Source organism: Pseudomonas sp. HS6-2 (genome assembly GCF_049325675.2).
In the GTDB taxonomy this organism is placed as follows: Bacteria; Pseudomonadota; Gammaproteobacteria; order Pseudomonadales; family Pseudomonadaceae; genus Aquipseudomonas; species Aquipseudomonas putida_N.
Genome location: NZ_CM143906.1, coordinates 544,184 through 569,711, shown reverse-complemented (window position 1 = coordinate 569,711; position 25,528 = coordinate 544,184). Strand labels below are relative to the sequence as shown.

General features: G+C 62.9%; 21 protein-coding genes and 1 riboswitch. Of the genes, 7 read left to right on the top strand and 14 right to left on the bottom strand.

What is annotated here, in order from left to right:
* Positions 1-8 precede the first annotated feature (8 nt).
* Positions 9-1,889, bottom strand: coding sequence for a phosphomethylpyrimidine synthase ThiC (thiC, locus tag ACOKS3_RS02550; RefSeq protein ID WP_103445922.1), 1,881 nt, complete (start codon positions 1,887-1,889; stop codon positions 9-11).
* A 154-nt stretch (positions 1,890-2,043) separates the two neighbouring features.
* Positions 2,044-2,150, bottom strand: a riboswitch (TPP riboswitch).
* 161 nt (positions 2,151-2,311) lie between these two features.
* Between thiC and ACOKS3_RS02545 the strand changes: the two genes are divergently transcribed.
* The gene (locus tag ACOKS3_RS02545) at positions 2,312-3,748 is read left to right on the top strand and encodes a TolC family outer membrane protein (protein WP_103445923.1); all 1,437 of its coding nucleotides are present in this window, start codon (positions 2,312-2,314) and stop codon (positions 3,746-3,748) included.
* A gap of 50 nt (positions 3,749-3,798) precedes the next feature.
* Here ACOKS3_RS02545 and waaA read toward each other — a convergent pair whose 3' ends face one another.
* Together waaA and ACOKS3_RS02535 are read right to left on the bottom strand one after the other, a co-directional pair.
* Positions 3,799-5,070 (bottom strand): lipid IV(A) 3-deoxy-D-manno-octulosonic acid transferase, encoded by a 1,272-nt coding sequence (waaA, locus tag ACOKS3_RS02540; RefSeq protein ID WP_422763778.1) that lies wholly within the window; start codon positions 5,068-5,070, stop codon positions 3,799-3,801.
* 11 nt (positions 5,071-5,081) lie between these two features.
* Positions 5,082-5,972 (bottom strand): LysR family transcriptional regulator, encoded by an 891-nt coding sequence (locus tag ACOKS3_RS02535; protein ID WP_103445925.1) that lies wholly within the window; start codon positions 5,970-5,972, stop codon positions 5,082-5,084.
* 87 nt (positions 5,973-6,059) lie between these two features.
* Between ACOKS3_RS02535 and ACOKS3_RS02530 the strand changes: the two genes are divergently transcribed.
* Genes ACOKS3_RS02530 through ACOKS3_RS02515 form a run of 4 tightly spaced genes read left to right on the top strand, consistent with a single transcriptional unit; the run spans position 6,060 to position 9,447 of the window.
* Positions 6,060-6,392 (top strand): DMT family transporter, encoded by a 333-nt coding sequence (locus tag ACOKS3_RS02530; RefSeq protein WP_054887895.1) that lies wholly within the window; start codon positions 6,060-6,062, stop codon positions 6,390-6,392.
* Between the two features lie 46 nt (positions 6,393-6,438).
* The gene (locus tag ACOKS3_RS02525; RefSeq protein ID WP_103445926.1) at positions 6,439-7,614 is read left to right on the top strand and encodes an NAD(P)/FAD-dependent oxidoreductase; all 1,176 of its coding nucleotides are present in this window, start codon (positions 6,439-6,441) and stop codon (positions 7,612-7,614) included.
* Positions 7,611-8,423 carry an aldo/keto reductase gene (locus ACOKS3_RS02520; protein ID WP_103445927.1) on the top strand — a complete coding sequence of 271 codons (813 nt, stop codon included), beginning with the start codon at positions 7,611-7,613 and terminating at the stop codon, positions 8,421-8,423. Before ACOKS3_RS02525 ends, ACOKS3_RS02520 begins: the two co-directional genes overlap by 4 nt.
* 55 nt (positions 8,424-8,478) lie before the next feature.
* On the top strand, positions 8,479-9,447 hold the full coding sequence (locus ACOKS3_RS02515; protein WP_103445928.1) for a metal ABC transporter ATPase: 969 nt from the start codon (positions 8,479-8,481) through the stop codon (positions 9,445-9,447).
* A gap of 34 nt (positions 9,448-9,481) precedes the next feature.
* On the opposite strand, the gene hldE is transcribed toward ACOKS3_RS02515, so the two are convergent.
* From hldE to ACOKS3_RS02500, 3 genes are all read right to left on the bottom strand, one after another.
* Positions 9,482-10,903, bottom strand: a complete 1,422-nt coding sequence (gene hldE / locus ACOKS3_RS02510; protein ID WP_103445929.1) for a bifunctional D-glycero-beta-D-manno-heptose-7-phosphate kinase/D-glycero-beta-D-manno-heptose 1-phosphate adenylyltransferase HldE — start codon at positions 10,901-10,903, stop codon at positions 9,482-9,484.
* A gap of 129 nt (positions 10,904-11,032) precedes the next feature.
* On the bottom strand, positions 11,033-12,841 hold the full coding sequence (gene msbA, locus ACOKS3_RS02505; protein ID WP_103446236.1) for a lipid A export permease/ATP-binding protein MsbA: 1,809 nt from the start codon (positions 12,839-12,841) through the stop codon (positions 11,033-11,035).
* Positions 12,842-12,856: 15 nt separating this feature from the next.
* Positions 12,857-14,032 (bottom strand): O-antigen ligase family protein, encoded by a 1,176-nt coding sequence (locus ACOKS3_RS02500; RefSeq protein WP_422763779.1) that lies wholly within the window; start codon positions 14,030-14,032, stop codon positions 12,857-12,859.
* Between the two features lie 101 nt (positions 14,033-14,133).
* Here ACOKS3_RS02500 and ACOKS3_RS02495 point away from each other — a divergent pair, with 101 nt between their 5' ends.
* Positions 14,134-14,739, top strand: coding sequence for a BUD32 family EKC/KEOPS complex subunit (locus ACOKS3_RS02495; RefSeq protein ID WP_103445931.1), 606 nt, complete (start codon positions 14,134-14,136; stop codon positions 14,737-14,739).
* A gap of 2 nt (positions 14,740-14,741) precedes the next feature.
* Here the strand turns inward: ACOKS3_RS02495 and ACOKS3_RS02490 are convergent, their stop codons facing one another.
* The 7 genes from ACOKS3_RS02490 to ACOKS3_RS02460 all read right to left on the bottom strand — a co-directional run bounded on the left by ACOKS3_RS02490 (position 14,742) and on the right by ACOKS3_RS02460 (position 23,159).
* Entirely contained in the window at positions 14,742-15,833 is a 1,092-nt protein-coding gene (locus tag ACOKS3_RS02490) for a glycosyltransferase (protein ID WP_422763780.1), read from the bottom strand.
* Between the two features lie 168 nt (positions 15,834-16,001).
* Positions 16,002-16,958, bottom strand: coding sequence for a glycosyltransferase (locus tag ACOKS3_RS02485; protein ID WP_103445933.1), 957 nt, complete (start codon positions 16,956-16,958; stop codon positions 16,002-16,004).
* Positions 16,959-16,995: 37 nt separating this feature from the next.
* The gene (locus ACOKS3_RS02480) at positions 16,996-18,399 is read right to left on the bottom strand and encodes a PIG-L deacetylase family protein (RefSeq protein ID WP_422763808.1); all 1,404 of its coding nucleotides are present in this window, start codon (positions 18,397-18,399) and stop codon (positions 16,996-16,998) included.
* Positions 18,396-19,292: an antimicrobial resistance protein Mig-14 gene (locus ACOKS3_RS02475; protein WP_103445935.1), complete on the bottom strand. Its 897-nt coding sequence runs from the start codon at positions 19,290-19,292 to the stop codon at positions 18,396-18,398. The genes ACOKS3_RS02480 and ACOKS3_RS02475 overlap by 4 nt, the downstream gene beginning before the upstream one ends.
* Positions 19,292-20,422, bottom strand: a complete 1,131-nt coding sequence (locus ACOKS3_RS02470; RefSeq protein WP_103445936.1) for a glycosyltransferase — start codon at positions 20,420-20,422, stop codon at positions 19,292-19,294. The genes ACOKS3_RS02475 and ACOKS3_RS02470 overlap by 1 nt, the downstream gene beginning before the upstream one ends.
* The gene (locus ACOKS3_RS02465; protein ID WP_103445937.1) at positions 20,406-22,163 is read right to left on the bottom strand and encodes a carbamoyltransferase family protein; all 1,758 of its coding nucleotides are present in this window, start codon (positions 22,161-22,163) and stop codon (positions 20,406-20,408) included. Before ACOKS3_RS02465 ends, ACOKS3_RS02470 begins: the two co-directional genes overlap by 17 nt.
* Before the next feature lie 159 nt (positions 22,164-22,322).
* Positions 22,323-23,159, bottom strand: a complete 837-nt coding sequence (locus ACOKS3_RS02460; RefSeq protein WP_103445938.1) for a 23S rRNA (adenine(2030)-N(6))-methyltransferase RlmJ — start codon at positions 23,157-23,159, stop codon at positions 22,323-22,325.
* Positions 23,160-23,341: 182 nt separating this feature from the next.
* On the opposite strand from ACOKS3_RS02460, the gene ACOKS3_RS02455 reads away from it, so the two are divergent.
* Entirely contained in the window at positions 23,342-23,599 is a 258-nt protein-coding gene (locus tag ACOKS3_RS02455; protein ID WP_103445939.1) for a hypothetical protein, read from the top strand.
* Positions 23,600-23,725: 126 nt separating this feature from the next.
* Here ACOKS3_RS02455 and putP read toward each other — a convergent pair whose 3' ends face one another.
* Positions 23,726-25,204, bottom strand: coding sequence for a sodium/proline symporter PutP (gene putP / locus ACOKS3_RS02450; RefSeq protein ID WP_422763781.1), 1,479 nt, complete (start codon positions 25,202-25,204; stop codon positions 23,726-23,728).
* Between the last annotated feature and the right edge of the window lie 324 nt (positions 25,205-25,528).

The following is a 25,528-nucleotide window of genomic DNA, read 5'->3' as shown; positions in this document are numbered from 1 at the left end:
TGGCGTTCTTACACTTTGTGGTAGAGCTGGCTGCCTTCCTGGCGGAACCGTTCGGCCTGCTCGCGCATGCCTTGCTCGACCGTCACGTCCACGGCCTCGATCTTGGCCGCGTATTCGCGCACTTCCTGGGTGATCTTCATCGAGCAGAATTTCGGCCCGCACATCGAGCAAAAGTGCGCAACCTTGGCCGATTCCTTCGGCAGGGTCTCGTCGTGGAAGGCGCGTGCGGTGTCCGGGTCCAGGCCGAGGTTGAACTGGTCTTCCCAGCGGAATTCGAAGCGTGCCTTGGACAAGGCATTGTCACGAATCTGTGCGCCCGGATGGCCCTTGGCAAGGTCGGCGGCATGGGCGGCGATCTTGTAGGTAATGATGCCGGTCTTGACGTCATCCTTGTTCGGCAGGCCCAGGTGCTCCTTGGGCGTGACGTAGCAGAGCATGGCGCAACCGAACCAGCCGATCATTGCCGCACCAATCCCGGAGGTGATGTGGTCGTAACCCGGAGCGATGTCGGTGGTCAGCGGGCCGAGGGTGTAGAACGGCGCCTCGTCGCAGCACTCCAGCTGCTTGTCCATGTTCTCCTTGATCAGCTGCATCGGCACGTGGCCGGGGCCTTCGATCATGCACTGCACATCATGCTTCCAGGCGATCTTGGTCAGCTCGCCGAGGGTTTCCAGCTCACCGAACTGGGCGGCGTCGTTGGCGTCAGCGATCGAGCCTGGGCGCAGGCCATCACCCAGCGAGAAGCTGACGTCATAGGCCTTCATGATTTCGCAGATCTCGTCGAAGTGCGTGTACAGGAAGTTCTCTTTGTGGTGCGCCAGGCACCACTTGGCCATGATCGAACCACCACGACTGACGATACCGGTGACCCGCTTGGCGGTCAGCGGCACGTAGCGCAGCAGCACACCGGCGTGGATGGTGAAGTAGTCGACGCCCTGCTCGGCCTGTTCGATCAAGGTGTCGCGGAACAGCTCCCAGGTCAGGTCCTCGGCCACACCATTGACCTTTTCCAGCGCCTGGTAGATTGGCACTGTACCGATCGGCACGGGCGAGTTGCGGATGATCCACTCGCGGGTTTCGTGGATGTGCTTGCCGGTGGACAGGTCCATGACGGTGTCCGAGCCCCAGCGGATGCCCCAGGTCAGCTTGGCCACTTCTTCCTCGATCGAGGAGCCCAGGGCACTGTTGCCGATGTTACCGTTGATCTTCACCAGGAAGTTGCGGCCGATGATCATCGGCTCCACTTCCGGGTGGTTGATGTTGGCCGGAATGATCGCTCGGCCACGGGCGATTTCCTGGCGAACGAATTCCGGGGTGATTTCTTTCGGGATGTTGGCACCGAAGCTGTGGCCGGCATGCTGATCGTCGAGCAGGCCCGCAGCGCGTGCTTCCTGCAGCTTCATGTTCTCGCGGATGGCCACGTATTCCATCTCGGCGGTGATGATGCCCTGGCGGGCGTAATGCATCTGCGAGACGTTGGCGCCAGCCTTGGCCCGGCGCGGGTTGCGCACGTGGGCGAAGCGCAGCTTGGCCAGCTCGGCATCGTTCAGACGCTGCTGGCCGAAGTCGGAGCTCAGGCCGCCCAGGCGCTCGGTATCACCGCGCGCGTCGATCCAGGCCGAACGCACATCGGCCAGGCCCTTGCGTACATCGATGATGACGTTGGGGTCGGTGTACGGGCCGGAGGTGTCGTAGACCAGTACCGGGGCATTGCTTTCGCCGCCGAAGTCGGTCGGGGTGTCGTCCAGGCTGATTTCGCGCATGGGCACACGGATGTCCGGGCGCGAGCCTTCGACGTAGACCTTGCGCGAACGCGGGAACGGTTGCACGGACTGCTGATCGACTTGCGCCGATTCGCTGAGGTTGATCGTTTTTTCTTGTTTGGTCATTACAGGCTCTCCAGACGGCTTCCTAGCAGTGGAATGTCGGGGTGAACCTGAAAGACGTGGACGCACCCTTGATGGGTGCAGTGCCGGATATGGGGGTGCCTGAAGCTGCATGCAGCTGCGACATTCCCGGACCTGGCACAAGAGGCTCCCCGGGAAGGCGAGCAATCTTGTTCCCTACGCAGGCGCTAACCTGATCAGGTTCAACGGGATCCGCACCTCTGCGATCTCAGCCTTTGCTTCAAGGCACCCCGACAAGAACATCCGCAGTCTAGACTGGAGTGGTCGGCAAAGCCAAGCGGGTAAAACGCAGGGGAGATGAAAGGCACAGCCTATGATTGTTGACGGGTGCGCATGGCACTACACTGGCCCGTCGCTCGATACTCAACAGTTCAGTAATTAAATTTCGTACAAGGATTGCCTCTATGCTGCGCAAACTTTCACTGGCGATAGCCGTGTCTTGTGCGTCCAACGGAGTGGTCTGGGCAGCGGACATGCCCACGACGGTAAAGACCGATCTGGTCAGTGTTTACCAGGAAGCGGTCGACAACAACGCCGATCTTGCTGCCGCCCGTGCCGATTATGGCGCCCAGAAAGAAGTCGTGCCGCAGGCCCGCGCCGGCCTGTTGCCAAACCTCTCGGCCGGTGCCGAGATGCAGAATACCCGCACCAAGCTCGACCAGCCTTCGACGACCATCAACCGCAGCGGCAACAGCTGGAGCGCGACCCTTTCGCAACCGATCTTCCGCGCCGATCGCTGGTTCCAGTTGCAGGCTGCCGAAGCGGTCAACGAGCAGGCGGCACTGCAACTGTCGGCGACCGAGCAAAACTTGATCCTGCAGACTGCGCAGAATTACTTCACCGTGCTGCGTGCCCAGGACAACCTGGCGGCGACCAAAGCCGAGGAAGCGGCGTTCAAGCGTCAGCTGGACCAGTCCAACGAACGTTTCGACGTCGGCCTCTCCGACAAGACCGACGTGCTGCAGTCGCAGGCCAGCTACGACACCGCCCGGGCCAACCGGATCGTCGCAGAGCGCCAGGTACAGGATGCCTTCGAGGCCCTGGTCACCCTGACCAACCGCGAATACAGCTCGATCCAGGGTGTGGTCCACACACTTCCGGTGAAGGTGCCGACTCCCAACGACGCCAAGGCCTGGGTAGAAACCGCTGGTCGCCAGAACCTCAACCTGCTTGCCACCAACCATGCCGTTGCCGCCGCCGAAGAAACCCTGCGCCAGCGCAAGGCCGGCCACGCTCCGACCCTCGATGCGGTGGCTCAGTACCAAAAAGGCGACAACGACAACCTGGGTTTCAGCAACTCGGCTGCGCTGCCCAATGTGCATTACAGCGGTGACGTGGAGCAGACCACCGTCGGCCTGCAGCTGAACATCCCGATCTACAGCGGTGGCCTGACCAGCTCGCAGGTGCGCGAGGCCTACCAGCGCTTGAGCCAGAGCGAGCAGCAACGCGAAAGCCTGCGCCGCCAGGTGGTGGAGAACACCCGCAACCTGCACCGCGCGGTGAACACCGATGTGGAGCAGGTGCAGGCGCGCAAGCAGTCGATCATTTCCAACCAGAGCGCCCTGGAAGCCACCGAGATCGGCTACCAGGTCGGTACCCGCAACATCGTCGACGTGCTCGACGCCCAGCGCCAGCTGTACACCTCGGTGCGCGACTACAACAACAGCCGTTATGACTACATTCTCGACAACCTGAGCCTGAAGCAGGCGGCCGGGACCTTGAGCCCGCAGGACCTGCAGGACCTCAAGCAGTACCTCAAGCCGGACTACAACCCGGACAAGGACTTCCTGCCACCGGACCTGGCTGCAGCGGCTGCCAAGAACTTTGAGCGCAGGCCTTGAGGCAGGTGTTGGCGCTTCGCGGGCACGCCCGCGACGCGCCAACACCAGAGTCAGCCAAGAAACTTGCCCAGCCCATCCAGCAAGCGCTGCAAGGCGCCCTGGTTGGCCCGCATCACCGCCCTGCCCGCCTCGCCCATGCGCTGCGCATCCTGGGGCAGCTCGATCAAGCGACGCACCGCCTCGGCCAGCCCGTCGGCATCATCGACCTGTTGCAACGCCCCCGCCTCGCGCAGCATCGCGCTGATCTCAAGGAAGTTGAACACATGCGGCCCCATGAGCACCGGCAATGCCAATGCCGCGGGCTCCAGTGGGTTATGGCCGCCCGTGGCCACCAGGCTGCCACCGACAAAGGCGATGTCGGCCAAGGCGTAGAGAAACAGCAACTCACCCATGGTGTCACCCAGCAGCACTTGCGTCCGGGCATCCACCGACGTGCCGGCGGAGCGGCGCACCGTGGCGAACTGCTCGGTGCACAAGGCATGCACGGCATCGAACCGCTCAGGATGACGCGGCACCAGAATCAGCAGCGCATCACCATGCACCTGCAGCAACTGCCGGTGCGCCTGCAGGATCAAGGCATCCTCACCCTCGTGAGTGCTGGCAGCGATCCACACCGGACGCTGGTCGGCGCCCCACTGTTCGCGCAATGCCCTGGCACGAGGCGGCAAGTGCTCATCGATCTTCAGGTCGAACTTGATCGAGCCGGTCACCTGCACGCACTCGGGGCGCGCGCCCAGGTCACGGAAGCGCCGAGCCTCGGTTTCGGTCTGCACGGCGATCAGGCTCATTTCGCCCAGCATCGGCCGGGTCAGCTTGGCAAAGCGCCCGTAGCCACGGGCCGAGCGCTCGGACAGTCGGGCATTGGCCAGGGCCACCGGAATGCCGCGCCTGGCGCATTGGTGGATATGGTTGGGCCACAGCTCGGTTTCCATGATGATGCCCAGGCGCGGGCGCACATGGTCGAGAAAGCGTCCGGCCGCCCATGGCAGGTCGTAGGGCAGGTAGCAATGCTGGATGCGCGGCTCATCGGCGAACATCGCGCGAATGCGCTCGGAACCGGTCGGGGTCATGCAGGTGAGCGTGATCGGCAGGTCCGGGTAGGCCTTGAGCAGCGAACGCACCATCGGTGCGGCGGCAATGCTTTCACCAACCGATACCGCATGCACCCAGATCCCACCCTGGCGCATGGCCGGCAGGTTGCGGGCAAAGCGCTCGCCGATGCGCTGGCCGTAGGCCGGTGCCTTGCGCGCGCGCAGGTACAGGCGCAGCGCAACCAGCGGCAGGCCCAGGTGAAACAGCAAGGTATAGAGTGTTCTGTTCATGGCCGCGGAGTTTACCCGATCGCACGCAGGTGCACCGCAAAGCGCTCGGCCAGCCACTGCGCAGCTGGGCCCAGTGGTTCATCACGGCGCCAGGCCAGTTCGGCCACCAGCGCGGGCGGGCGCCATTCGCTGTCGAGCTCGACCATGTGCGCCTGGTAGGTCGGGTATTGCACCACATGCCGCGGCAGCCAGGCCCAGCCCAGGCCGCGCATCAGCAGTTCGGCCATGGCGTAGAAGCTGTCGGCACGCCAGACTTGCGGGCTGATTGCCTCGCCGCCAGGGTAGCCGCTTTGTTGCGGGGTGATCAGCAATTGCCGATGGCGGGCCAGCTGCTGGCGGGTCACCCGGCCTTCATGCGCAAGCGGATGCTCAATCGCGCAGACCGTTACCATTTCCACACTGCCCAACGCACGGCGCTCCAGTGATGCCGGGATGCTTTCGTGGTGGAAAAACAGCCCCAGGTCGGCGCGTCGTTCGGCCAGCTTGCGCGCTACATCCCCCTGGGCACCACTGGCCAGTTGCACCTCCAGATAAGGGTAACGGCTAGCCAGTTCGTCGAGGCTGTCGATCACAGGCTGGTAAGGCATCGCTTCGTCCTGAGCCACCCTCAGCAAGGCTTCCTGGCCGCGCATCAAGGCCCGGGCACGACCATCCAGGCGTTCGCACTGGCGCAAGAGCTCGCGGGCATCTTCGAGCAACGCCGTACCGTTTTCAGTCAGTTTGGGTTGGCGCCCGCTGCTGCGCTCGAACAACGTGACACCGAGGTCGGTTTCAAGCAGGGCGATGGCATTGCTTATGGCCGACTGTGCCTTGCGCTGTTCGCGGGCCACGGCGGAAAACGAGCGCAATTCGGCGACCCGCAGGAAAGTGCGCAGTTGTTCAAGGTTCCATTGATCGGCCATCAACCCATCTCCCGTTCGGATAGGTAATGACTTTACCGCATCCGGGCAATCGCTAGAATGCCGAGCCAGTTACCGGAGGATCCCGTCATGAATGCCTATACCTATCTCGCCATCGCCATCTGCGCCGAAGTCATCGCCACTGCCTCCATGAAGGCGGTAAAGGGGCTGAGCACGCCGTTGCCGTTGCTGCTGATGGTGGTCGGCTACGGGATCGCGTTCTGGATGCTGACCCTGGTGGTGCGCAGCATTCCGGTAGGCATCGCCTATGCGATCTGGTCGGGCCTTGGCATCGTGCTGATCAGCGTGGCGGCGCTGGTGGTCTATGGGCAGAAGCTGGATGTACCGGCGATGCTGGGCATGGCCATGATCGTGGGCGGCGTGGTTGTGATTCAGCTGTTTTCCAAAACTGCCGGGCACTGAGGCAGCCTGTATACTTGCCAGCTGTCCCAGTCTTCGAGGTACCGCCATGCCAACCGCCATTACCACTGACGTACTGATCGTCGGCGCCGGGGTCGCAGGCCTCTGGCTCAATGCTCGCCTGCGTCGCCTGGGTTACTCGACAGTGCTGGTCGAGCGCGCCACCCTCGGTGGCGAGCAGACCATCAAGTCCCAAGGCATCATCCATGGCGGTACCAAGTACGCCCTGCACGGCGCCCTGACCGGCGCCTCGGAAGCCATCGCCGACATGCCGCGACGCTGGCGCGAAGCGATCGATGGCAGCGGCGAACTGGACCTGACCCGCACCCGCCTGCTTTCCGATGCCCATTACCTGTGGTCGCCAGGCACCCTGGCCGGCAACTTGACCAGCTTCTTCGCCAGCAAGGCAGTGCGTGGCCGGGTCGATCAGGTAAAGGGCGAGCAATTGCCACCGGCCCTGCAAGACCGCGGCTTCAAGGGCAAAGTCTATCGCCTGGCGGAGCTGGTGATCGATGTGCCCAGCCTGCTGGCCAACCTGGCCGAACTGGCCGGTGACAGCCTGCTCGCTGGCGAACAGATCGAACCGCTGCGCGAGGGCGACGAACTGGTCGGCCTGCGCGTCGACGGCCGTGAAATCCGCGCCCAGCGCATCGTGCTCAGCGCCGGCGCTGGCACCGAAGACCTGCTGCATGCCTTGGGCCTCAAGCAACCTGCCATGCAGACCCGCCCGTTGCACATGGTCCTGGCCAAAGGGCCAAACCTCAAGCCGCTTTATGCGCACTGCCTGGGCGGTGGGCCGAAGCCGCGTGTAACCGTCACCACCCACCCGGCCGCAGACGGCCAGTGGGTCTGGTACCTCGGCGGCGATATCGCCGAAGCCGACGGTGTAGCCCGCGAACCTGCCGCGCAGATTGCCGCAGCGCAGAAGGAAATCGCCAGCCTGCTGCCTTGGGTCGACCAAGGCCAGGTGCGCTGGGCGACCCTGCGCGTCGATCGCGCCGAGCCCGCGCAGTCCGGACTGGTACGCCCCGACAATGCCTTCCTCGCCGAACAACAACGACTGCTGGTAGGCTGGCCGACCAAACTGGCGCTGGCACCGGACTTCAGTGACCGCGTACTGGCCAGCCTCGAGCGCGATAGCGTTCGCCCTTCCGCGCAGAGCGACCTTTCCGGCCTGCCGCGCCCGGCCCTGGGTGTACCGGCCTGGGAGCAACTGCTGCCATGACCTTGCCCACCTTGCATGGCTTGCACCGCCCGTTGGGCAGCACCGGTTTCAAGGTCTCGCCGCTGGGCCTGGGCACGGTCAAGCTTGGCCGCGATCAAGGCGTCAAATACCCCAATGGCTTCACCATCCCCGGCGATGACGAAGCTCGCCTGCTGCTGGCCCAAGCCCGCGAACTGGGTATCAACCTGATCGACACCGCCCCGGCCTATGGCCGCAGCGAAGAACGCCTGGGTCCGCTGCTGCGCGGCCAGCGTGATGAGTGGGTGATTGTCAGCAAGGTGGGTGAAGAATTCGAAGACGGCCAGTCCAGTTTCGACTTCAGCGCTGCCCACACCCGCCGCTCGGTGGAGCGCAGCCTGCGCCGCCTGGAAACTGACCGCATCGAGCTGGTGCTGGTGCACTCCGATGGCAATGACCTGGCAATCCTCGAACAGCAAGAGGTCTACCAGACCCTGGCCGCACTCAAGCAGGAAGGCAAGATTCTCGGCTATGGCCTTTCCGGCAAGACCGTTGCCGGCGGCCTGAAAGCGCTGGAGCAAGGCGATTGCGCCATGGTCACCTACAACCTCAACGAGCAGGCAGAACGCGCAGTGCTGGACTACGCTGCCGAACACGGCAAGGCCATTCTGGTGAAGAAGGCGTTGGCCAGCGGGCATATCTGTCTTGCCCCTGGGGTCGATCCGGTGCAAGCCAGCTTCGAGTTGCTGTTCGCCCACCCCGGGGTGAGCAGTGCTATTGTCGGCACCATCAATCCATTGCACCTGGCCCACAACGTGGCCACCGTCGCCCGCATCCTGGGCCAGCATTGAGTTGTCACCCAACCAAGATGGGCCTGGAGACTGACCCGACGCAAGGAGGAGCCTCGTGGCGCGTACGCTGATCCGCAAGAACCCGAGCAACTTCAAGACACTGCCGCTGCATGTCGAAGCCACCGCTGAAGGCCTGGTCTACCAGAGCATCGGCATGCCCCTGAACTTCGCTCAGACCCAGCAGCGCCGGCGCGCGATCCAGCTGGCTGACAAGCAGCGCTTCGTGGTCGAACTGGCCAACCTGGGTGTTTCCGTACGCCTGACCCTGCACTGGCAGCACCGTGATTACTGGGTGCTGGTGAGGCAGCGCCGCCAGGACCGCGGCGACGTGGTCCTGAAACTGATTTCCGGCTATGTCCCCGCCCAGGAACTCAACCTGCCGCTGCACACCGCCGTTCAGGAAGTAGCTGAAGAATGCCTGCTGGAGACCCCGGAAGGCTGGTTAAGCGGGCGTTTCAATGACACCTGGCTGCCAGCCCCCTATGCCGCCGCATTGCATTACCGCGAAGCCTTGCCCTTCGTACTTACGCCGCAGTCGGGTGCTGCCCGCCCGGTGCACTGCGGCAACCTGATGCTGCTGGAGCGGCCACGGGCTTATGTCCACTTGCCAACGGCTTCGCTGCAGCTGATCTACGACATGCGCCTGCAGGTGCCGAGGGAAGCCAAGAAGCTCAGCTTGTTCCATGTCGATGAGCGGCTGGAAGGTGACCAACTGGTGGCGCGGCTCAACCGCAAGCGACCTGACCTGTACCTGATGCCGGTACAGGATGGGCAGCCGTTGGCCGAGCTGTACACGTTGAAGAAAGATGAGCTGGTGCCGGCCAGTACCCGTGGCCTGTACCTGGCCGAGAGCTTTGCCCGGCAGGAAGGCTGGGTGGTGGCCGATGAGCGGATTCGCTGGAAGGACTGGGTGAAGCAGCAGGGGCTGGTGGAGCGCAACGTGGCGCCGGCTTCGCACCTGCAGCGCTTTGGTGACAAGGCGCGGGCGCTGCTGGAACGGGCCCGGACTTCACTTCACAAGTAACAAGCTGGGGCCGCTTTGCGGCCCCGGCAATCGATCAGTTCTTGCGGATCTTCTCGACGATGGCTGTGGTCGAGCTGTTTTCGACCAGCCCCAGCACCTTCACGGTGCCGCCATAGCCCTTGACGATATCGGCACCTACCACCTGGTCGATACCATAGTCCCCGCCTTTGACCAGCACGTCCGGCTTGACCTGGCTCAGCAGGTTTTCCGGCGTTCCTTCAGGGAAGCTGATCACCCAGTCCACCGCGCCCAGGCCGGCCAGCACGGCCATGCGCCGGTCAACGCTGTTGATCGGACGGCCCGGCCCCTTGAGGCGGCTGACCGACGCGTCGTCATTGACCGCGACGATCAGGCGATCGCCCTGTGCCCGCGCCTGCTCCAGGTAGGTGACATGCCCGGCATGCAGGATATCGAAGCAGCCGTTGGTGAAGACGATCTTTTCTTTGTGTGCCCGTGCATCGTCGATGGCCAGCAGCAGTTGCTCCAAGCCCAGCACGCCACGCTCGGAGCCTTCCTCACGCTGGATCGCCCGGCGCAGTTCCGGGGCACTGATGGCCGCGGTACCCAGCTTGCCGACCACGATGCCCGCAGCCAGGTTGGCCAGGGCCACGGCGTGCGGCAGGTCTTCGCCTGCGGCAATGGCAGCCGCCAGGGTCGAAATCACGGTATCGCCTGCACCGGTCACATCGAACACTTCGCGCGCCCGGGCTGGCAGGTGCAGCGCCGGCTGGCCGGTGCGCAGCAGGGTCATGCCGTGCTCGCCGCGAGTCACCAGCAGCGCACCGAGATCCAGGTCCTGCAGCAGTTGCAGCCCCTTGGCGACCAGTTCGGCCTCATCGGCGCAACGGCCGACAATGGTCTCGAACTCGCTGAGGTTCGGGGTAATCAGGCTGGCGCCACGGTAGATGGAAAAGTCCTTGCCCTTGGGATCGGCCAGCACTGGAATGCCCTTGGCACGTGCGGCCTGGATCAGGCTCTGGTGGTTCTTCAGCGCGCCCTTGCCGTAGTCGGACAGGACCAGGACCTTTACGCCTTCGAGCAACGTGTCGACTTCCGCCCCCAGCGACAGCGGGTCGGTGGCGAACGGCTCTTCGAAATCGATGCGCAGCAATTGCTGGTGACGGCTCATGACCCGCAGCTTGACGATGGTCGGCTGGTGCGCGATGCGCTGGAACACCGAACGCACGCCAGCGGCCTGCAGGCTGTTGGCCAGGCTGTCGGCGGCCTCGTCCTGGCCGGTGACACCGATCAGCGAGGCTGGCGCGCCAAGGGCGGCGATGTTCAAGGCAACGTTGGCCGCGCCGCCGGGGCGATCCTCGATCTGATCGACCTTGACCACCGGCACTGGCGCTTCAGGCGAGATACGCGAAGTACCGCCATGCCAGTAGCGGTCGAGCATGACATCGCCGACCACCAGTACCGGGGCTTGATCGAAACGCGGCATGGACAACTTCATGGGCAACCCATATGGAAATAATGAACAGGGGCAGGATATTAGCACAGGGTAGGCGACGGCTTTACGGCCAGATACACCCTGGAAAATTCCCGTGACAATCGGGGCCGATGCGGCCCCGATCAAGGCGGGTCAGGTGATATCGGCCTTGGCCGGCTCATCCAGGCCCATGGCATGCAGGCGGGCATAATGGCCATTAGCCGCAAGCAGTTCGGCGTGCGTACCGCGCTCGACCAGGCGGCCCTGGTCCATCACCAGGATCAGATCGGCCTTTTCGATGGTCGACAGGCGGTGGGCGATCACCAGCGTGGTACGGCCCTCCATGACATGGTCCAAGGCCGCCTGGATATGCCGCTCGGACTCGGTATCCAGCGCCGAAGTGGCTTCATCGAGGATCAGCAGCGGCGCATTCTTCAGCAGTGCCCGGGCAATCGCCAGGCGCTGGCGCTGGCCACCGGAGAGCAGCACGCCGTTCTCACCGACTTCGGTATCGAAGCCTTTTGGCAGGCGGTCGACAAACTCCTTGGCATAGGCATCTGCGGCTGCCGCTTCGATATCGGCACGCGGCGCGCCCGCCAGATCGCCATAGGCGATGTTGTTGGCCACGGTGTCGTTGAACAGTGTGACATGCTGGGTCACCTGCGAAACATGGCGACGCAGGTTGCGCAGGCGATAGTTCTCGATCTCCACGCCATCGAGCAGGATCTGCCCCTGGTCGTGGTGGTAGAAGCGCGGGATCAACGCCGCCAGGGTCGACTTGCCGCTGCCCGACCGCCCGACCAGGGCGATCATCTGCCCAGGCTCGGCGACGAAGCTGATGTCGCTCAACACCTCGCGCTCAGTGCCCGGGTAGGTGAAGCTCAGGTTGCGCACTTCAAGGCGGCCTTCCACGCGCTCCTTCTCGACAGTGCCGGTATCGATCTCCGGCTGCTCGTCCAGCTGCTCGAAGATGCTCTCGGCACCGGCCAGGCCCTTCTGGATGGTCGAGCTGACTTCCGACAGCTGGCGGATCGGCTTGGGCAGCAGGCCTGCCGCCGTGATGTAGGCCACCAGGTCACCGGCGGTCGATTCCCCGCGCAGGAACAGCACTAGGAACATCAACGCCGCCATGGCGGTGTAGATAACCAACTGCAGCAGCGGCGTGTACAGCGAACCAGTCTTGGTCATATGCAGCTGCTTGTCGGTGTTGCTTTGGCTGGCATTGCCGAAGCGCTGCTGCTCGTAGGCTTCACCGCCGAAGCTGCGGACCACACGGTAACCCTGGATCGTCTCGGACGCGACATGCGTCACGTCGCCCATGGCGGACTGGATCTTCTTGCTCTGCTTGCGGAATTTCTTGCTGGCAACGCTGACCATCACCGCAATCACCGGCAGGATGGCGACCATCACCAGGGTCAGGTGCCAGTTCATCCACAGCAGGTAGCCGAACAGGAACACCACCGTCAGGCCTTCACGGATGACGACCTTGATCGCATCGGTGGCAGCGCCGGTGACCATGGTCACGTTGAAGGTGATCCGCGAGATCAGATGGCCAGAGTTGTGGTTGTCGAAGTAGCGGTTGGGCAGCACCAGCAACTTGTTGAACAACTCAACGCGCAGGTCATGCACCAGGCACAGGGAAACCTTGGCCAGGAAATAGTTGCCCAGGAACGAGCCCAGGCCTTGCCACGCCGCGATCAGGATGATCAGCAGTGGCACCGCCTGCAGCAATTGCAGGTCGCGCAGGTAGGGGACATTGGGGAACAGTACCGCTTCCGGGTTGCTCAACCCGTCGACGAAATACTTGAGAATCCCGGCCAGCATGGGCTGGGTCGAAGCAAAGATCACAAAACCGACAATGCTCAGCAGGAAAATGCCGACATAAGGTTTCACGTAGCCCAGCAGCCGGAAGTAGATCTTCAGGCTGGAGCTGTGTTCCGCCGGTAGCGGTGTTTCGGCCATCATCGAGCTCGCTGTTCAGGTTGAACCGGAAATTTTACCACAGGCGTCATTTTCGGCACGTACCCATGGCAACAACATGACCAGAGCAACCGGCAGCCAACTGACGAACCACTCGGCGCGCGGCGTAGCCGTCAGGCTTGCAGCATCGAACTGCATCGCCATGGTCGAAAAGACCCACAGGCCAAACAGGATCTTGCCCATCGGGGTGTGCCGGGCACGTGCGATCTCACCCAGGGCAAACAGCCAGACTGCGGCCCACAGCACCATACCGGGCAAGCCCAGTTCCAAGGCAACGTGGGTGAACATATTGTGGGAGTGATCGAACTCAAGGCCTGCAGCGCTTACCGTGTAACCGGAGCCAAGGCCCAGCCCGCCCCACGGATGAGCAGTGATCATGTGCAGCACCGTTTCGAAGATTTGTGGGCGATACGACGCACCACGTTCAGCCAGCAGGTCATACATGAAATAGATGGCCAGGCCGAACGTAACCATCGCCATGATCGCAATCACGCGGCTGAGCCGGTCGCGACACCAAAGCGGCGCGAGTAACAGGGTAAACAGCAAGGACAGCACTGCACCACGACTCTGACTGAGCACGACGAAGGCCCCCAGGCAGGCGAGCGCTAGCAACCAACCCAGTTGGGCAAGCCGTTGCCGAGGCATCTGGTACAACAGCAACAGCGCTCCGGCGGCCACCACATAGGCGCCGAGAATCGGGTGCGAAATACCGCCGATACCGGCCAGCCGCCCGGTCAAAGGCATGGCCTGCAGGCCATAAAAATGCACGATCGACAGCAATGCGGCGAAAGCCAGTGCAGCGGCTCCTAGCTGCAACAAGTGCCGAACACGGGCGCTGCCGGCTTGTGCCAGCACAGGGAACGCGAGCAAGAAAACGAAAATGTACAGTAAGCGCTTGGCCTCGCGGCTGGCATCTTCGGCAGCAGTCCAGGCCAGGCTGATCAGCCCCCACACCATCAGCAACATAATGCTGCCCCATAGCGCCGGTTGGCGTCGCCAGGCTTCAACCAGCACCCGCCGAGCAGGCCATGCCAGCAGCAGCATGGGCACCCACAGAAACACAACCAGACCTTGCTGATAAACCTTGTTACTAGGCGCCAGGGCGATCGCCCCTAAGAACCACACCAAACCAACACCCAACCAGGCCTGAACCCAGTTTTTCTCGTAGACCATAGGTCCCCTCGGTCAATCAACGACACCATGCATTGGTGCTACGGCATTATTTTCGGCATTATTGCCGGTCAATTTGCTCGCCAGATGACAAGGCTCAACTCATGCAATGCTCCCGGCTCTCCCAGCTCGACTTCGATCAGCTGATACTTGGTGCCCAGATACTGGAGGCTGACAGTCATGGCGCCAAAGTCTACCTGCTTGGCGATGGTAATTTCCTCAAGGTCTTTCGCCGCAAGCGCCTGATTTCATCTGCGCTGCTGCGCCCCTACTCGCAACGCTTCGTCGACAACGCCGCACGCCTTGCACAACTGGGCATCCCTACCCTTGAGGTGATCAGCCAGCACAAACTCGACGTACCGGGCAGAACAGCGGTGCTTTATCGCCCGTTGCCAGGACGCACCTTGTTGCAAATGTCTCGCGACGCCGACTTCAGCTGGGATCACTACCTGCCCCGCCTGATCGAGCTCATTCGCCACCTTCATCGCAGTGGCATCTATTTCCGCTCCCTGCATCTGGGCAATGTGGTCGTCACTCCTGACCAGCGCCTCGGCCTGATCGACGTAGCGGATATGCGCTTCCTGCGCCCGCCATTGTCCGCCCGCATGATCCGCCGCAACGTGCAGCACATGGTGCGTTACATCGAACGGGAGAATCTGGGTGACCGATTCCCCCTCGCCGACTTCGAAGCAGCCTTACTGGCGCGCTGAACTCAACCGCGCAGCAGGCTGTGCGATCCATCGCAGAACGCCTGCCATGCCGCCTCCGGCGCCAGCGTCTGCCGCTGCCGGGCGGCCATCGCCAGCGCTCGGGGCACATCACAGCGCGCGATCTCCCGAGCCCAGGCTTCCACATCGCCAACCGGAAGGTAGCAGCCCGACGCCTGCAATTGCTCCCTGAACACCGGCAAGTCGCTGCAGACTACCGGCACATCCGCCATGACGGCTTCTTGCACCACCAGCCCCAGGCCTTCGGCACGCGAAGGCACCAAGAGCCAGTCAAACGCTCGGTACAGTTGCTGCAAGTCATCATGATGCCCACACAGATGTACGCTACCAGCCAGGCCCAGCCGATCGATCCGCGCCTGCAGGCTCGCGCGTAGCGGGCCATCACCGACAATCGCCAGCCGCATACCTGGCTGGCGCTCAGTCGCCTTGGCAAATGACTCGATAAGCATCTCGAAACCTTTGCTTTCGACCAGCCGGCCCACCGCGCCGAGCACGGGGCCACCGGTATCCGGCAGTGCCAGCGCCTTGCGCGCCTGCTCACGACTGAGCAGCGGCCTGGTGAAGGCTTGCGGGTCCAACGCCATGCGCAGTGTCTGCACGGGCCGGCCAATGTCTTGCTCCAGGGATTGCGCGAGGGTGCGAGAGACCGCCGCGATGCTCAAACGCTCCGCGGGAAGCTGGTTCAACAACTGGACATCACTGGCGGTCAGGCGGGTCATGCCATGGAACAGCACCTTGGCCCGCACCTCGGGGATGTGTTGCAGGACTGGCAACACCAGCCGTGCGACACCAACGCCGTCGAGCAGGATCACCTCGGCCCCCGCCGCCTGCAGCGCCCTGCGCAGGCGCAGGCGCAGCCAGGGACGCAAAAGGCGCCACAGATGCTTGCCCTTCAGCGCTCGCTGCGGCATGTGCCATACACGCGTGGCTCCTTGCCCATGGCACAGCTCACCGCCCAGCAGCAGCCAGTTACTGATGCGGGCGTCGGCTCCCGCTTGCGACAGCACCTGTTGATGAACTTTATGGATGGACATGTACGGAGAACCGCCTGCCCACATCATGTTGACAATATTCATGGCGATAGCGCCGCTCTCCCGTGCAAGCCAAGTGGGACTGCAACGTCATTGACAGAAAAAGTTGATCCCATGCCGACAGGGGTGCCCAAGCACCGCGTCAATGCCGGTCTTGTCCCGGCGTACCGCCGGGAAAGCACCCTTTTTCCAGCATAGGCTGGAATATTCAGATCAGAAGCCCAGTTTCAGGCGCAAGCGTTGCCACGCGGACAACGGCGGACGGGGCCTCAGCGCCGGGCGCATATGCTCCACGATGCTTTTCCCAACGGCAGCAAAACTGAAGCGCGACACTGCCAGTTCGCGCCCATTTCTGGCGATTTGCTGTGCGAGAGCTGGATCGTCGCGCAAGATACGCAACTTTGCCTGCAACGTCGGAATGTCGCCATAGAACACGACGTTGTGCATATCCTGCAGCCCCAGCGCGCGATTCTCTGCTTCGCCCTGGTCATAGGCGAGCAACACGCAGCCGCAGGCCATGGCTTCGAAGTTCTTGATCATGTACTCGCCCATGCCTACGTCGGCACTGACGAAGTACTGGATACGGTTGAGCGTGTTGCAGTAGTCCTCGCCCGACTTGGTGCGGGTGACAACCAGCTTCTCGACCTGCCCCAGTTCGTCCAGCAGCGCCTTGCGCCCGCTGTAGGCAACACTGTTGGTGCTGCCGACGAATGCCAGTTCGATATCGCGCTCACGGCCCTGGTCGGTCAGCAGTTGCTCATCGTAGCCCTTGGGCACGAATACCGCATCGAAGCCCTCCTGGCGAAGGCGCTCACTGACCATGAAGCCCGAACTGATCACTCGCGCCCACGGCAGCTTGCGATAATGCGCGCTGAACTTGCCGGTGTACTTGCAAGGGATGTAGTTCTGGTAGGCGTCGTGCTCGAGAATGACCAGGTTCGGTACCGTGCGGATGAAGGCGGCCTGGCGGATCTCTTGCTTGAAGCGCAGGAAGAAGACGATACGGTCATAACGCTCAACCTGCACTTCACGCTTGAAGTAACGGCGCAGGTTGCGCTGGTCTTCGCTGGTCAGCCAGCGCAGGTCGCATTCGCAGTTGGCCGCGACGCCGTCGTACAGGCGATCGAGGATCGCGCGCTGTTCCTTCTGTACCAGAAATAGGACTTTCATTGCTTTCCTTGGGCGCTCTGCGCCATCGCGGTCGGGTTTACAGCTCACGCCGCCAGAACAACTCATGCCGGCGCACGGCCTTGCGGAAGAACTCGTTCTCCCCGTAAGGCGACGGCCGGCGACCCGCCAGCCAGCGCTGCAGCAAGCGACGCAGGCGGCGCTTGAACGGAGCAGGGGGCTGCAGGTCGTGCATCATGCCCAAGGCCATGGCCTTGTCCCGCTGGGTTTCCACATCCAGCAGCAAACTGCACGGCGCCCAGGCCTGCTCGGCACTCAATTGCGGCGGCAAAGCCACGCCATCGCCACTGTCGCCCATTGGCCAGCGGTCGTTGTCATGCAGGTGGTTTGCGTAGCACAGCAGCGTCTGCGGTTGCCAGGCCAGACCCTGCAGGGCCTCCATGACAGCCGCCTGGGCGCAGATATGGTCGGGGTGCGGGTCAAGTTGCGGATGCGGCATGACCAGCACTTCAGGCCTGGCCATTTCCAGCAGTGCCTGCAAGTCGGCCAGCAGGTTGTGCCAGGTTGGCGCACCATCGCGATCGCCCGGCAGTGGGAACGGGTTGAACTGGCGGAACGGGCGAATATCGGCCATGTCCGCTTCGCGGGACGCGGCAGGCTGATCAGGGGCGGCCTGCATGGCAGGTAGTTGCAGGCAGAAATACCCCAACTGCACGCAGCGCGACTCGGGCACGCCGGCCCAGCGTGGTACGGCGATGCTGTCCCAGGCGCGCAGGCGACCCTTCAAGCGGGCAGCCTCCGACTTGCCCATGCCCATCTGCTGATAGTGCTCGGCCTCGATCTCACCCGCAGTCAGGGTTACCACCCAAGTCTCGTCGGCCTGACTGTACAAGCCGTAAGCCGCCAGCTCGGCATCATCGGCATGCGGTGCGATGACCATCACGCGGCGGCGCTGAAGCTCGACGCTGGGGGTTATCCACAGGCGTGGCTCACCCTGCAGCCGGCAATGGCGCCCACGCAGACGCAGCGTGCCAGCCTGCAAAGACCCAGCCATACCGGTGAGGTTGAGGAAGCGAAGGCCATCGACACCGCGCTCGAAGGTTTGCCGATCCGCGCATTCGCTGCCGTGCAACTCGACCCGTGGATCGAGGAAGCGCCCCAGCCAACCACTTTTGACCCGAACTTCAAGCACCAGGGTTTCATCACCTTGCAACGCCGCGTCCACCTTGAGCTGCCCGTCGCTCAACATGGCCGGCGCTTCGTGGCTCAGTTCACCGAAGCGGTATGCGTAATCCTCGCCAGGCGCATAGAACAGGTGATCGGCGAACCAGGCTTCGTGCGCGGCCCAGAGCAGCGGCAGCAGCAACAGCGGCAGCCACCACCAGGTAAAGACACCCAGCGCCACCAGCACCATCAGGCTGGCGAGCAAGCCCAGGCGCTTGTTACGCCGATGGCGCTTGAGCAACTGCTGCTTGCGGCTCACGCCTGGAATACCGGCACAGGGTTGCACCAGCGGTCCTTGTACTCACGGTCGGCACGGCCGAACGAAAAGCGCAGGGGTTTGTTGCGCGCCCGGGCATCTTCCCAGGCCGCCTGGGTATTGAGGAAGCTCAGCACGCTACCCGGGCTGAAGGCCTTGGTTTCCGGGTCGACACCGCCGTTGATGTATTCAACGCTGATCCACTCGGGCGCTTCGACGCGATACACCAGCTGGATGGCGATGGGCTTGTCGTCGAGCATCAGCACCGAGCCAATCAGCAGCTCGCGCAGGCGCTCCAGCACATCGGCCATGCGCTCGGCACCGGTGGCCGGGAAGCCCCAGCGGCGCTGGAACAGGTCGCAATACATGGCGGCAATCTGTTGCGCGCTGAAGTCGTCGATCGGGCGCACCACGCCGCCCGCCTCTTCCAGCAGGCGCAATTCGCGGCGCTGGTTGTAGCGAAATTTCTTCGACAGGTCTTCATGGGCGCGGGCCATGGCCAACTGCTCCTTCTGCACCTTGAGGCCGCTGAAGCGGCCCTGGTTCAGCTCGGACAGATAGCGTGCGGCATGGCGCAACGGCGCGTGGGCATCAGCCGCTGCTGGCAGAATGAGCTCGGCATTGCCAAGGTCGAACAGCGCCTTCTTGCCGGCTTGCTTGAGCACGTCCTTGGACAACGCCAGATGACGCCCCCAGGTCGGGATGGCGGCTTTCAGTTCACCCGCCTGGTACCAGCCCAGATAACGCACCGGAATCTGTGCCAGGTCAGCCAGTTGCTCGACCACCAACGGATGCGTCGCGACGCTGCCACCGAAACGCGCCCACGCCTCGGCGTAGGCTGGCGCATCGATGGCCTGCCAACCGCGCTCGCGGAAGGCCTGGATACGATTGAGCATCAAGCCTTCTCCACCAGCGCACGAACCTGTGGCAACTGCCAGAACGCCTCGCGCACGGCCTGGTCGGAGAAACGCTCGTGCAGGCGCCGCAGCATGTGCGCGGCGCAGGCTTCACGTTGCTGTTCATCCAGCGTAGCCATGTGCTTGAGGCCCTGCGCCAGCTGCCCTGCATCGGCCAGCGGGAACAGCACGCCAACACCCTCGACCACCTCACGCGCACCGCCACAGGCCGTGGCCAGCACGGGCACGCCAGCGACCATGGCTTCGAGCAGGACCATACCGAACGGCTCATGGTCGGAGCTCAAGGCAAATACATCGAAGGCCTGGAAATAGCGACGGGCATCCGGCACCTGGCCGAGGAAGTCCACCTGCGCGGCAATGCCCAACTCGGCAGCCTGAGCCCTGAGCTTGGCTTCCAGGCGGCCCTTGCCCAGGATTGCCAGGCGTGCGCCGGCTGGCAAGCCCGGCAGCGCCTCGGCAAAGCCACGCAGCAAGGTTGCCTGGTCCTTGTCAGGGTGCAGGCGCCCAACGTTGCCGACCACCCATGCCTGGGCATCCAGGCCCAACGCCGCACGGGCCTCGGCACGGGGCACCAGGGCAGCTTGCAGGGCGTCGATATCGATACGGTTGTACAGCGTCTGGATACGCTCGGCCGGCCACTGCGGCAGGCAGCGACGCATGTCGTCACGCACCGCATCCGACACGCCCAGAAGGCTCAGGCGCTTGCTGAACAGGTTGGCGAACAGGCGCCGGCCCTTGCGCTCATAGTCGCCGAACGCATGGTGCACGCCGATCACCGGCAAGCCGGTGCCCAACAGCGCGACATAGATCGGCTTGAAACGGTGAGCGATGCAGAAGCTGAAATTGCGTTCGGCCGCGATGCGCCGCAGGGCACGAATCGCGCCGAGCTTCAGGCCACGCACGGCCTTGGAGCTGAATTCGAGAAACAGCACCTCGTCCGACGCACAACCTGCCGCAACCTGCGGGTCGGCGGCGCCAGTGAGGAACACGGTGGTGACCTTGTAGCCGCTGCCCTGGAACAGGCTGGCGTACTGACGGGCACAATCGAGGAACGGCCCGTCATAGCCATGGCAGAACTGCAGGATCCGCGTTTCAGAGCGGCTGGTCATAGGCGGCGGCGCCGTCCTTCACGACCAGGATGTCTTCCATGATCAGGTACTGCAGGTCCGAACCGAAGAACATGTTCAGCGCATCGGTCGGCGAGCAGATCATCGGCTCGCCGCGGCGGTTCAGCGAGGTATTCAGCGACACGCCGTTGCCGGTCAGGTCTTCCAGCGCCTTCATCATGTCGTAGTAGCGCGGGTTGTACTCGCGCTTGAGCACCTGGGCACGCGAGGTACCGTCTTCGTGGACCACTTCCGGCACACGAGTCTTCCACTCTTCAGCCACTTCGAAGGTGAAGGTCATGAACGGCGCCGGGTGGTCGACCTTGATCATCTGCGGAGCGACAGTGTCGAGCATCGACGGGCAGAAAGGTCTCCAGCGTTCGCGGAACTTGATCTGCTCGTTGATACGGTTGGCCACGCCCGGCACGCTCGGGCAGCCGATGATCGAACGACCACCCAGGGCACGCGGGCCGAACTCCATGCGACCTTGGAACCAGGCCACCGGGTTGCCCTCGACCATGATCCTGGCGATGCGCTGCGGCATGTCGTCAAGCTTGCGCCATTTCGGCGCGTTCGGGTGACGGGCGCAGGCGGCGATCACGTCTTCGTTGGAGTACGACGGGCCAAGGTAGACGTGTTCCATCTTCTCGACCGGCACGCCACGGGCGTGGGAAACGTAGGCTGCGGCACCGACGGCGGTACCGGCGTCGCCGGAAGCCGGCTGGACGAACAGTTCCTTGACGTCAGGACGGGCGATGATCTTCTGGTTGAGCTTGACGTTCAGCGCACAGCCGCCGGCGAAGGCCAGCTTGCCGGTTTCACGCAGGGTGTCGCCCAGATAATGGTCAATCATCTGCAGGGCGATCTTCTCGAACAACGCCTGCATGCTGGCCGCGTAGTGGATGTACGGCTCGTCGGCGATGTCGCCTTCGCGCTTGGGGCCCAGCCATTCGATCAGCTTCGGCGAGAAGTAGAAGCCCTTGCCCTTCTCTTTATGGCGGCGCAGGCCGATGACGTTGGCGTACTCGGTGTTGATCACCAGTTCGCCGTTCTCGAAGCTGGCCAGGCGGGAGAAGTCGTACTTGCTGGCGTCGCCGTACGGCGCCATGCCCATGACCTTGAACTCGCCGTCGAGCATCTCGAAACCGAGGAATTCGGTGATTGCGCCGTACAGGCCACCCAGCGAGTCCGGGTCGAAGAATTCCTTGATCTTGTGGATCTTGCCGTTTTCGCCGTAGCCGAAGAAAGTGGTGGCGTACTCACCCTTGCCGTCGATGCCGAGGATCGCGGTCTTTTCCTTGAAGCCCGAGCAGTGGTAGGCGCTGGAAGCGTGGGCCAGGTGATGCTCGACCGGTTCGATCTTGATCTTCTTCGGGTCGAAGCCCAGCTGCTCCAGGCACCAGACGATCTTCTTGCGGTAGCGCTTGTAGCGACGGTTGCCCATCAGGATCGCGTCGAGGGCGCGGTCCGGGGCGTACCAGTAACGCTTGGCGTAGTGCCAGCGGGCCTTGCCGAACAGGCTGATCGGGGCGAACGGAATGGCCACCACGTCAACGTCGGACGGCTTGATGCCGGCTTGCTCCAGGCAGAATTTCGCCGACTCGTAGGGCATGCGGTTCTTCGCATGCTTGTCACGCACGAAGCGCTCTTCTTCGGCGGCGGCAATCAGTTTGCCGTCAATGTACAGGGCCGCGGAAGGGTCATGGCTAAGGGCGCCGGACAGGCCAAGAATCGTCAATGCCAAGGGATTAGCCTCTTCATTCGGTAGAGATGCGCCAGCGGCCTCATGGGCGGGTGGCGGCTAAAGGGCGAGATTATAACGCAAACATCACCGACTGCGCGGTCGTTGTAGGAGCGGCCGTGCGTCGCGAAAGGCCGCTCCCATAGGGGATCGCGACGCAGCTTATTCGGCGATCAGCCAGTCCATGCGGAAGCTGCCAGCAGTCTGCGCCAGCTCCTTGGCCAGCCAAGGCAGCAGCTCGCGCAGCTCCTCCTCCAGCCCCCACGGCGGGTTGGCAATTGCCAAGCCCGAGCCGTTGAGGCCCTGCGGACTGTCCTGATGGTGCACATACAGCTCGACCCGCAGCAGCTTCGGCGCACCGGTGCTGGTCAGGTCCTGGTAGAAGCGGGTCAGTGAGCGCTGGTCCTTGATCGGGTACCAGATGGCCGCGACGGTCTGGCGCATGCGGCTGATCGCCTCTTTCATCGAGGTGGTGCAGCGCTTGAGCTCGTCAGCCTGCTCGAACGGCGGGTCGATCAGCATGATCGCGCGCTTTTCCTGCACAGGCAGCAGTGCCCGCGGCACATGCCAACCTTCGCCCAGATGCACCACCACACGCGGGTCTTTCTTCATGTTCTCTTTGAGCAGCGGCCCGTCTTCCGGGTGCTTTTCGTTGAGCAGTGCACGGTCCTGCTCGCGCATAAGGCGACGCGCCAGCTCGGGCGAACCTGGGTAGTAGCGCAGTTCACCATCGGCGTTCAGGCGCTTGATGATACGCAGGTAGTCCGCAGCCATGGCCGGCAGGTCATCGCGGTTCCACAGGCGGGCGACGCCTTCCAGGTACTCGCCGGTGCGAGTCGCCTGATCGCCTTGCAGGTCATACAGGCCGAGGCCGGCATGGGTATCGATGTAGGCGAACGGCTGCTCCTTGCGCGACATCAGGGCGATGAGGCGGGTCAGCACGATATGTTTGAGGACGTCGGCGTGGTTGCCGGCGTGGAAGGCGTGACGATAGTTCATGGCAACTCCTGCGGGGGTGGCAAGTTTACCCTGTCAGGCTGACGACGTCAGGTGGGCAGTCGATCGGCATCCTTCATGGCGCCTCTGACCGCTACGACATGCAGCGCGCGGGAATACTTTCCAGATTTTTCCCGGTCCGCCACTGACCAACAATCGCGGCTCCACCAACCGGAGTAAACCGCATGAAAGCTTCCATTGAACTCGACAAGTCTGCGACACCCACACTAAAAGGCAAGCTCGGCATCATGAATGCGCCATACACCGCCACTCTCGAACTGACCAGGCCCGACGGCAGCGTCGACACCCTGGTCGTGCCCAGCTCCAACACTGATGCCTGGGCTGTCAGCCTGGACGGATACGCTGCCGGAAAATACGGCGCCGTGATCCGCCCAAGGAATGGCATGGCGTTCGAAGGCACTCGCCTGGCGTTCTCGCTGTAATCTGCCCTGGCTGAAAACGCGAACGGCCCGAACAACAAGGTTGTCCGGGCCGTTCGCGTTTGGCCGGCCAAGTGCCGATAACTCGCTACCGACTATCAGCTCCCGCCAAGCCGGCGGACATCCGCCTTACTTGTCAGCGTGATACGCCGCGTCAGCGCTTTCAAAGCGCTGCACCATCGCCTGCGACGGGCTGCCCAGCTTGCTCACCAGTACGATGGCAATGCTGGCGAACAGGAAGCCAGGGATGATTTCGTACAGGCCGAGCGTGTCGAAATTCTTCCACAGGATCACGGTCAGGGCACCCACCACGATACCGGCCAGCGCGCCGTTACGGGTCATGCCTTTCCACAGCACCGAAATCAGCACCACCGGACCGAAGGCCGCACCGAAGCCGGCCCAGGCGTAGGCCACCAGGCCCAGCACGCGGTTTTCCGGGTTGGCTGCCATGGCAATGGCGATCAGGGCAACGGCCAGCACCATGAGGCGGCCGACCCACACCAGCTCACCCTGCGAAGCGTTCTTGCGCAGGAAGGCCTTGTAGAAGTCTTCGGTCAGGGCGCTGGAGCAAACCAGCAACTGGCAGCTCAGGGTGCTCATCACCGCTGCCAGAATAGCCGACAGCAGCACACCGGCGACCCACGGATTGAACAGGATCTTGGCCAGCTCGATGAACACGCGCTCATGGTTCTCGGTGACCGGGCCAGCCAAGTCAGGGTGCGCCGAGAAGTAGGCGATCCCGAAGAAGCCCACGGCGCAGGTACCGGCCAGGCACAGGATCATCCAGGTCATGGAAATGCGACGCGCCTTGGCGATCGACTTGACCGAATCGGCGGCCATGAAGCGCGCCAGAATGTGCGGCTGGCCGAAGTAACCCAGGCCCCAGCCCATCAGCGAAATTATGCCGATGAAGGTTGCACCTTTGAACATGTCGAAGTGTGCAGGGTTCTGCGCCTCGATGGCCAGGAAGGTGGTGTCGAAGCCACCTGTCGAAATCAGTACGATGATCGGGGTGAGGATCAGTGCGAAGATCATCAGCGAGGCTTGCACGGTGTCAGTCCAGCTGACCGCCAGGAAGCCACCGATGAAGGTGTAGGCGATGGTAGCCGCAGCACCGGCCCACAGGGCGGTTTCATACGACATGCCGAAGGTGCTTTCGAACAGGCGCGCACCCGCGACGATGCCAGAGGCACAATAGATGGTGAAGAACACCAGGATGACGATCGCCGAGATGATCCGCAGCAAACCGCTGTGGTCTTCGAAGCGGCTGGAGAAGTAGTCCGGCAGGGTCAGCGCATCGCCGTTGTGCTCGGTCTGCACGCGCAGACGGCCAGCGACGAACAGCCAGTTCAGGTAAGCGCCTATTGTCAGGCCGATGGCGATCCAGGCTTCGGAAAGGCCGGAGAAGTAGATGGCACCCGGCAGGCCCATCAGCAGCCAGCCGCTCATGTCGGAAGCACCGGCAGAGAGTGCGGTGACCACGCTACCCAGGCTGCGACCGCCGAGGATGTAGTCGGAAAGGTTGTTGGTGGAGCGATAGGCCGCGAAACCGATCAGCACCATTGCCGCGATGTAGATCACGAAGGTGATCGTTAGTGGATTGCCCATGCGTGTGCCCTGGCGTTTGTTTTTATCTCATGCGCAACCTTCTTGACGATGGTTGCACCCAGGCGGCGAATGCTATGCAACAACGCAAAGTCGGTGCAACCATTTTTCATTTGCAAGTTGCACCCACCCGTGCGCTTTGCGAAAAATCCTATTTTTTGCTCCCTTTAGGAGCAAAAACACAGTTTTTCATAAGAAAACGCACGGTTATGAACGCTTTTTAATCTGTAGGAAGCTTCCTCAGACGAGTTGCACCTTTTCCTCAAAAAAATCGGGTTGCACCTGGTTGCACCCAAAAACGCCTACAGCTAATCTTGGCGCAGCTTA

Coding starts and splice junctions, on each gene's coding strand:
- thiC (WP_103445922.1), bottom strand. CDS start 1,889: ATGACCAAACAAGAAAAAACGATCAACCTCAGCGAATCGGCGCAAGTC.
- ACOKS3_RS02545 (WP_103445923.1), top strand. CDS start 2,312: ATGCTGCGCAAACTTTCACTGGCGATAGCCGTGTCTTGTGCGTCCAAC.
- waaA (WP_422763778.1), bottom strand. CDS start 5,070: ATGAACAGAACACTCTATACCTTGCTGTTTCACCTGGGCCTGCCGCTG.
- ACOKS3_RS02535 (WP_103445925.1), bottom strand. CDS start 5,972: ATGGCCGATCAATGGAACCTTGAACAACTGCGCACTTTCCTGCGGGTC.
- ACOKS3_RS02530 (WP_054887895.1), top strand. CDS start 6,060: ATGAATGCCTATACCTATCTCGCCATCGCCATCTGCGCCGAAGTCATC.
- ACOKS3_RS02525 (WP_103445926.1), top strand. CDS start 6,439: ATGCCAACCGCCATTACCACTGACGTACTGATCGTCGGCGCCGGGGTC.
- ACOKS3_RS02520 (WP_103445927.1), top strand. CDS start 7,611: ATGACCTTGCCCACCTTGCATGGCTTGCACCGCCCGTTGGGCAGCACC.
- hldE (WP_103445929.1), bottom strand. CDS start 10,903: ATGAAGTTGTCCATGCCGCGTTTCGATCAAGCCCCGGTACTGGTGGTC.
- msbA (WP_103446236.1), bottom strand. CDS start 12,841: ATGGCCGAAACACCGCTACCGGCGGAACACAGCTCCAGCCTGAAGATC.
- ACOKS3_RS02500 (WP_422763779.1), bottom strand. CDS start 14,032: ATGGTCTACGAGAAAAACTGGGTTCAGGCCTGGTTGGGTGTTGGTTTG.
- ACOKS3_RS02495 (WP_103445931.1), top strand. CDS start 14,134: ATGCAATGCTCCCGGCTCTCCCAGCTCGACTTCGATCAGCTGATACTT.
- ACOKS3_RS02490 (WP_422763780.1), bottom strand. CDS start 15,833: ATGAATATTGTCAACATGATGTGGGCAGGCGGTTCTCCGTACATGTCC.
- ACOKS3_RS02485 (WP_103445933.1), bottom strand. CDS start 16,958: ATGAAAGTCCTATTTCTGGTACAGAAGGAACAGCGCGCGATCCTCGAT.
- ACOKS3_RS02475 (WP_103445935.1), bottom strand. CDS start 19,292: ATGCTCAATCGTATCCAGGCCTTCCGCGAGCGCGGTTGGCAGGCCATC.
- ACOKS3_RS02470 (WP_103445936.1), bottom strand. CDS start 20,422: ATGACCAGCCGCTCTGAAACGCGGATCCTGCAGTTCTGCCATGGCTAT.
- ACOKS3_RS02460 (WP_103445938.1), bottom strand. CDS start 23,159: ATGAACTATCGTCACGCCTTCCACGCCGGCAACCACGCCGACGTCCTC.
- ACOKS3_RS02455 (WP_103445939.1), top strand. CDS start 23,342: ATGAAAGCTTCCATTGAACTCGACAAGTCTGCGACACCCACACTAAAA.
- putP (WP_422763781.1), bottom strand. CDS start 25,204: ATGGGCAATCCACTAACGATCACCTTCGTGATCTACATCGCGGCAATG.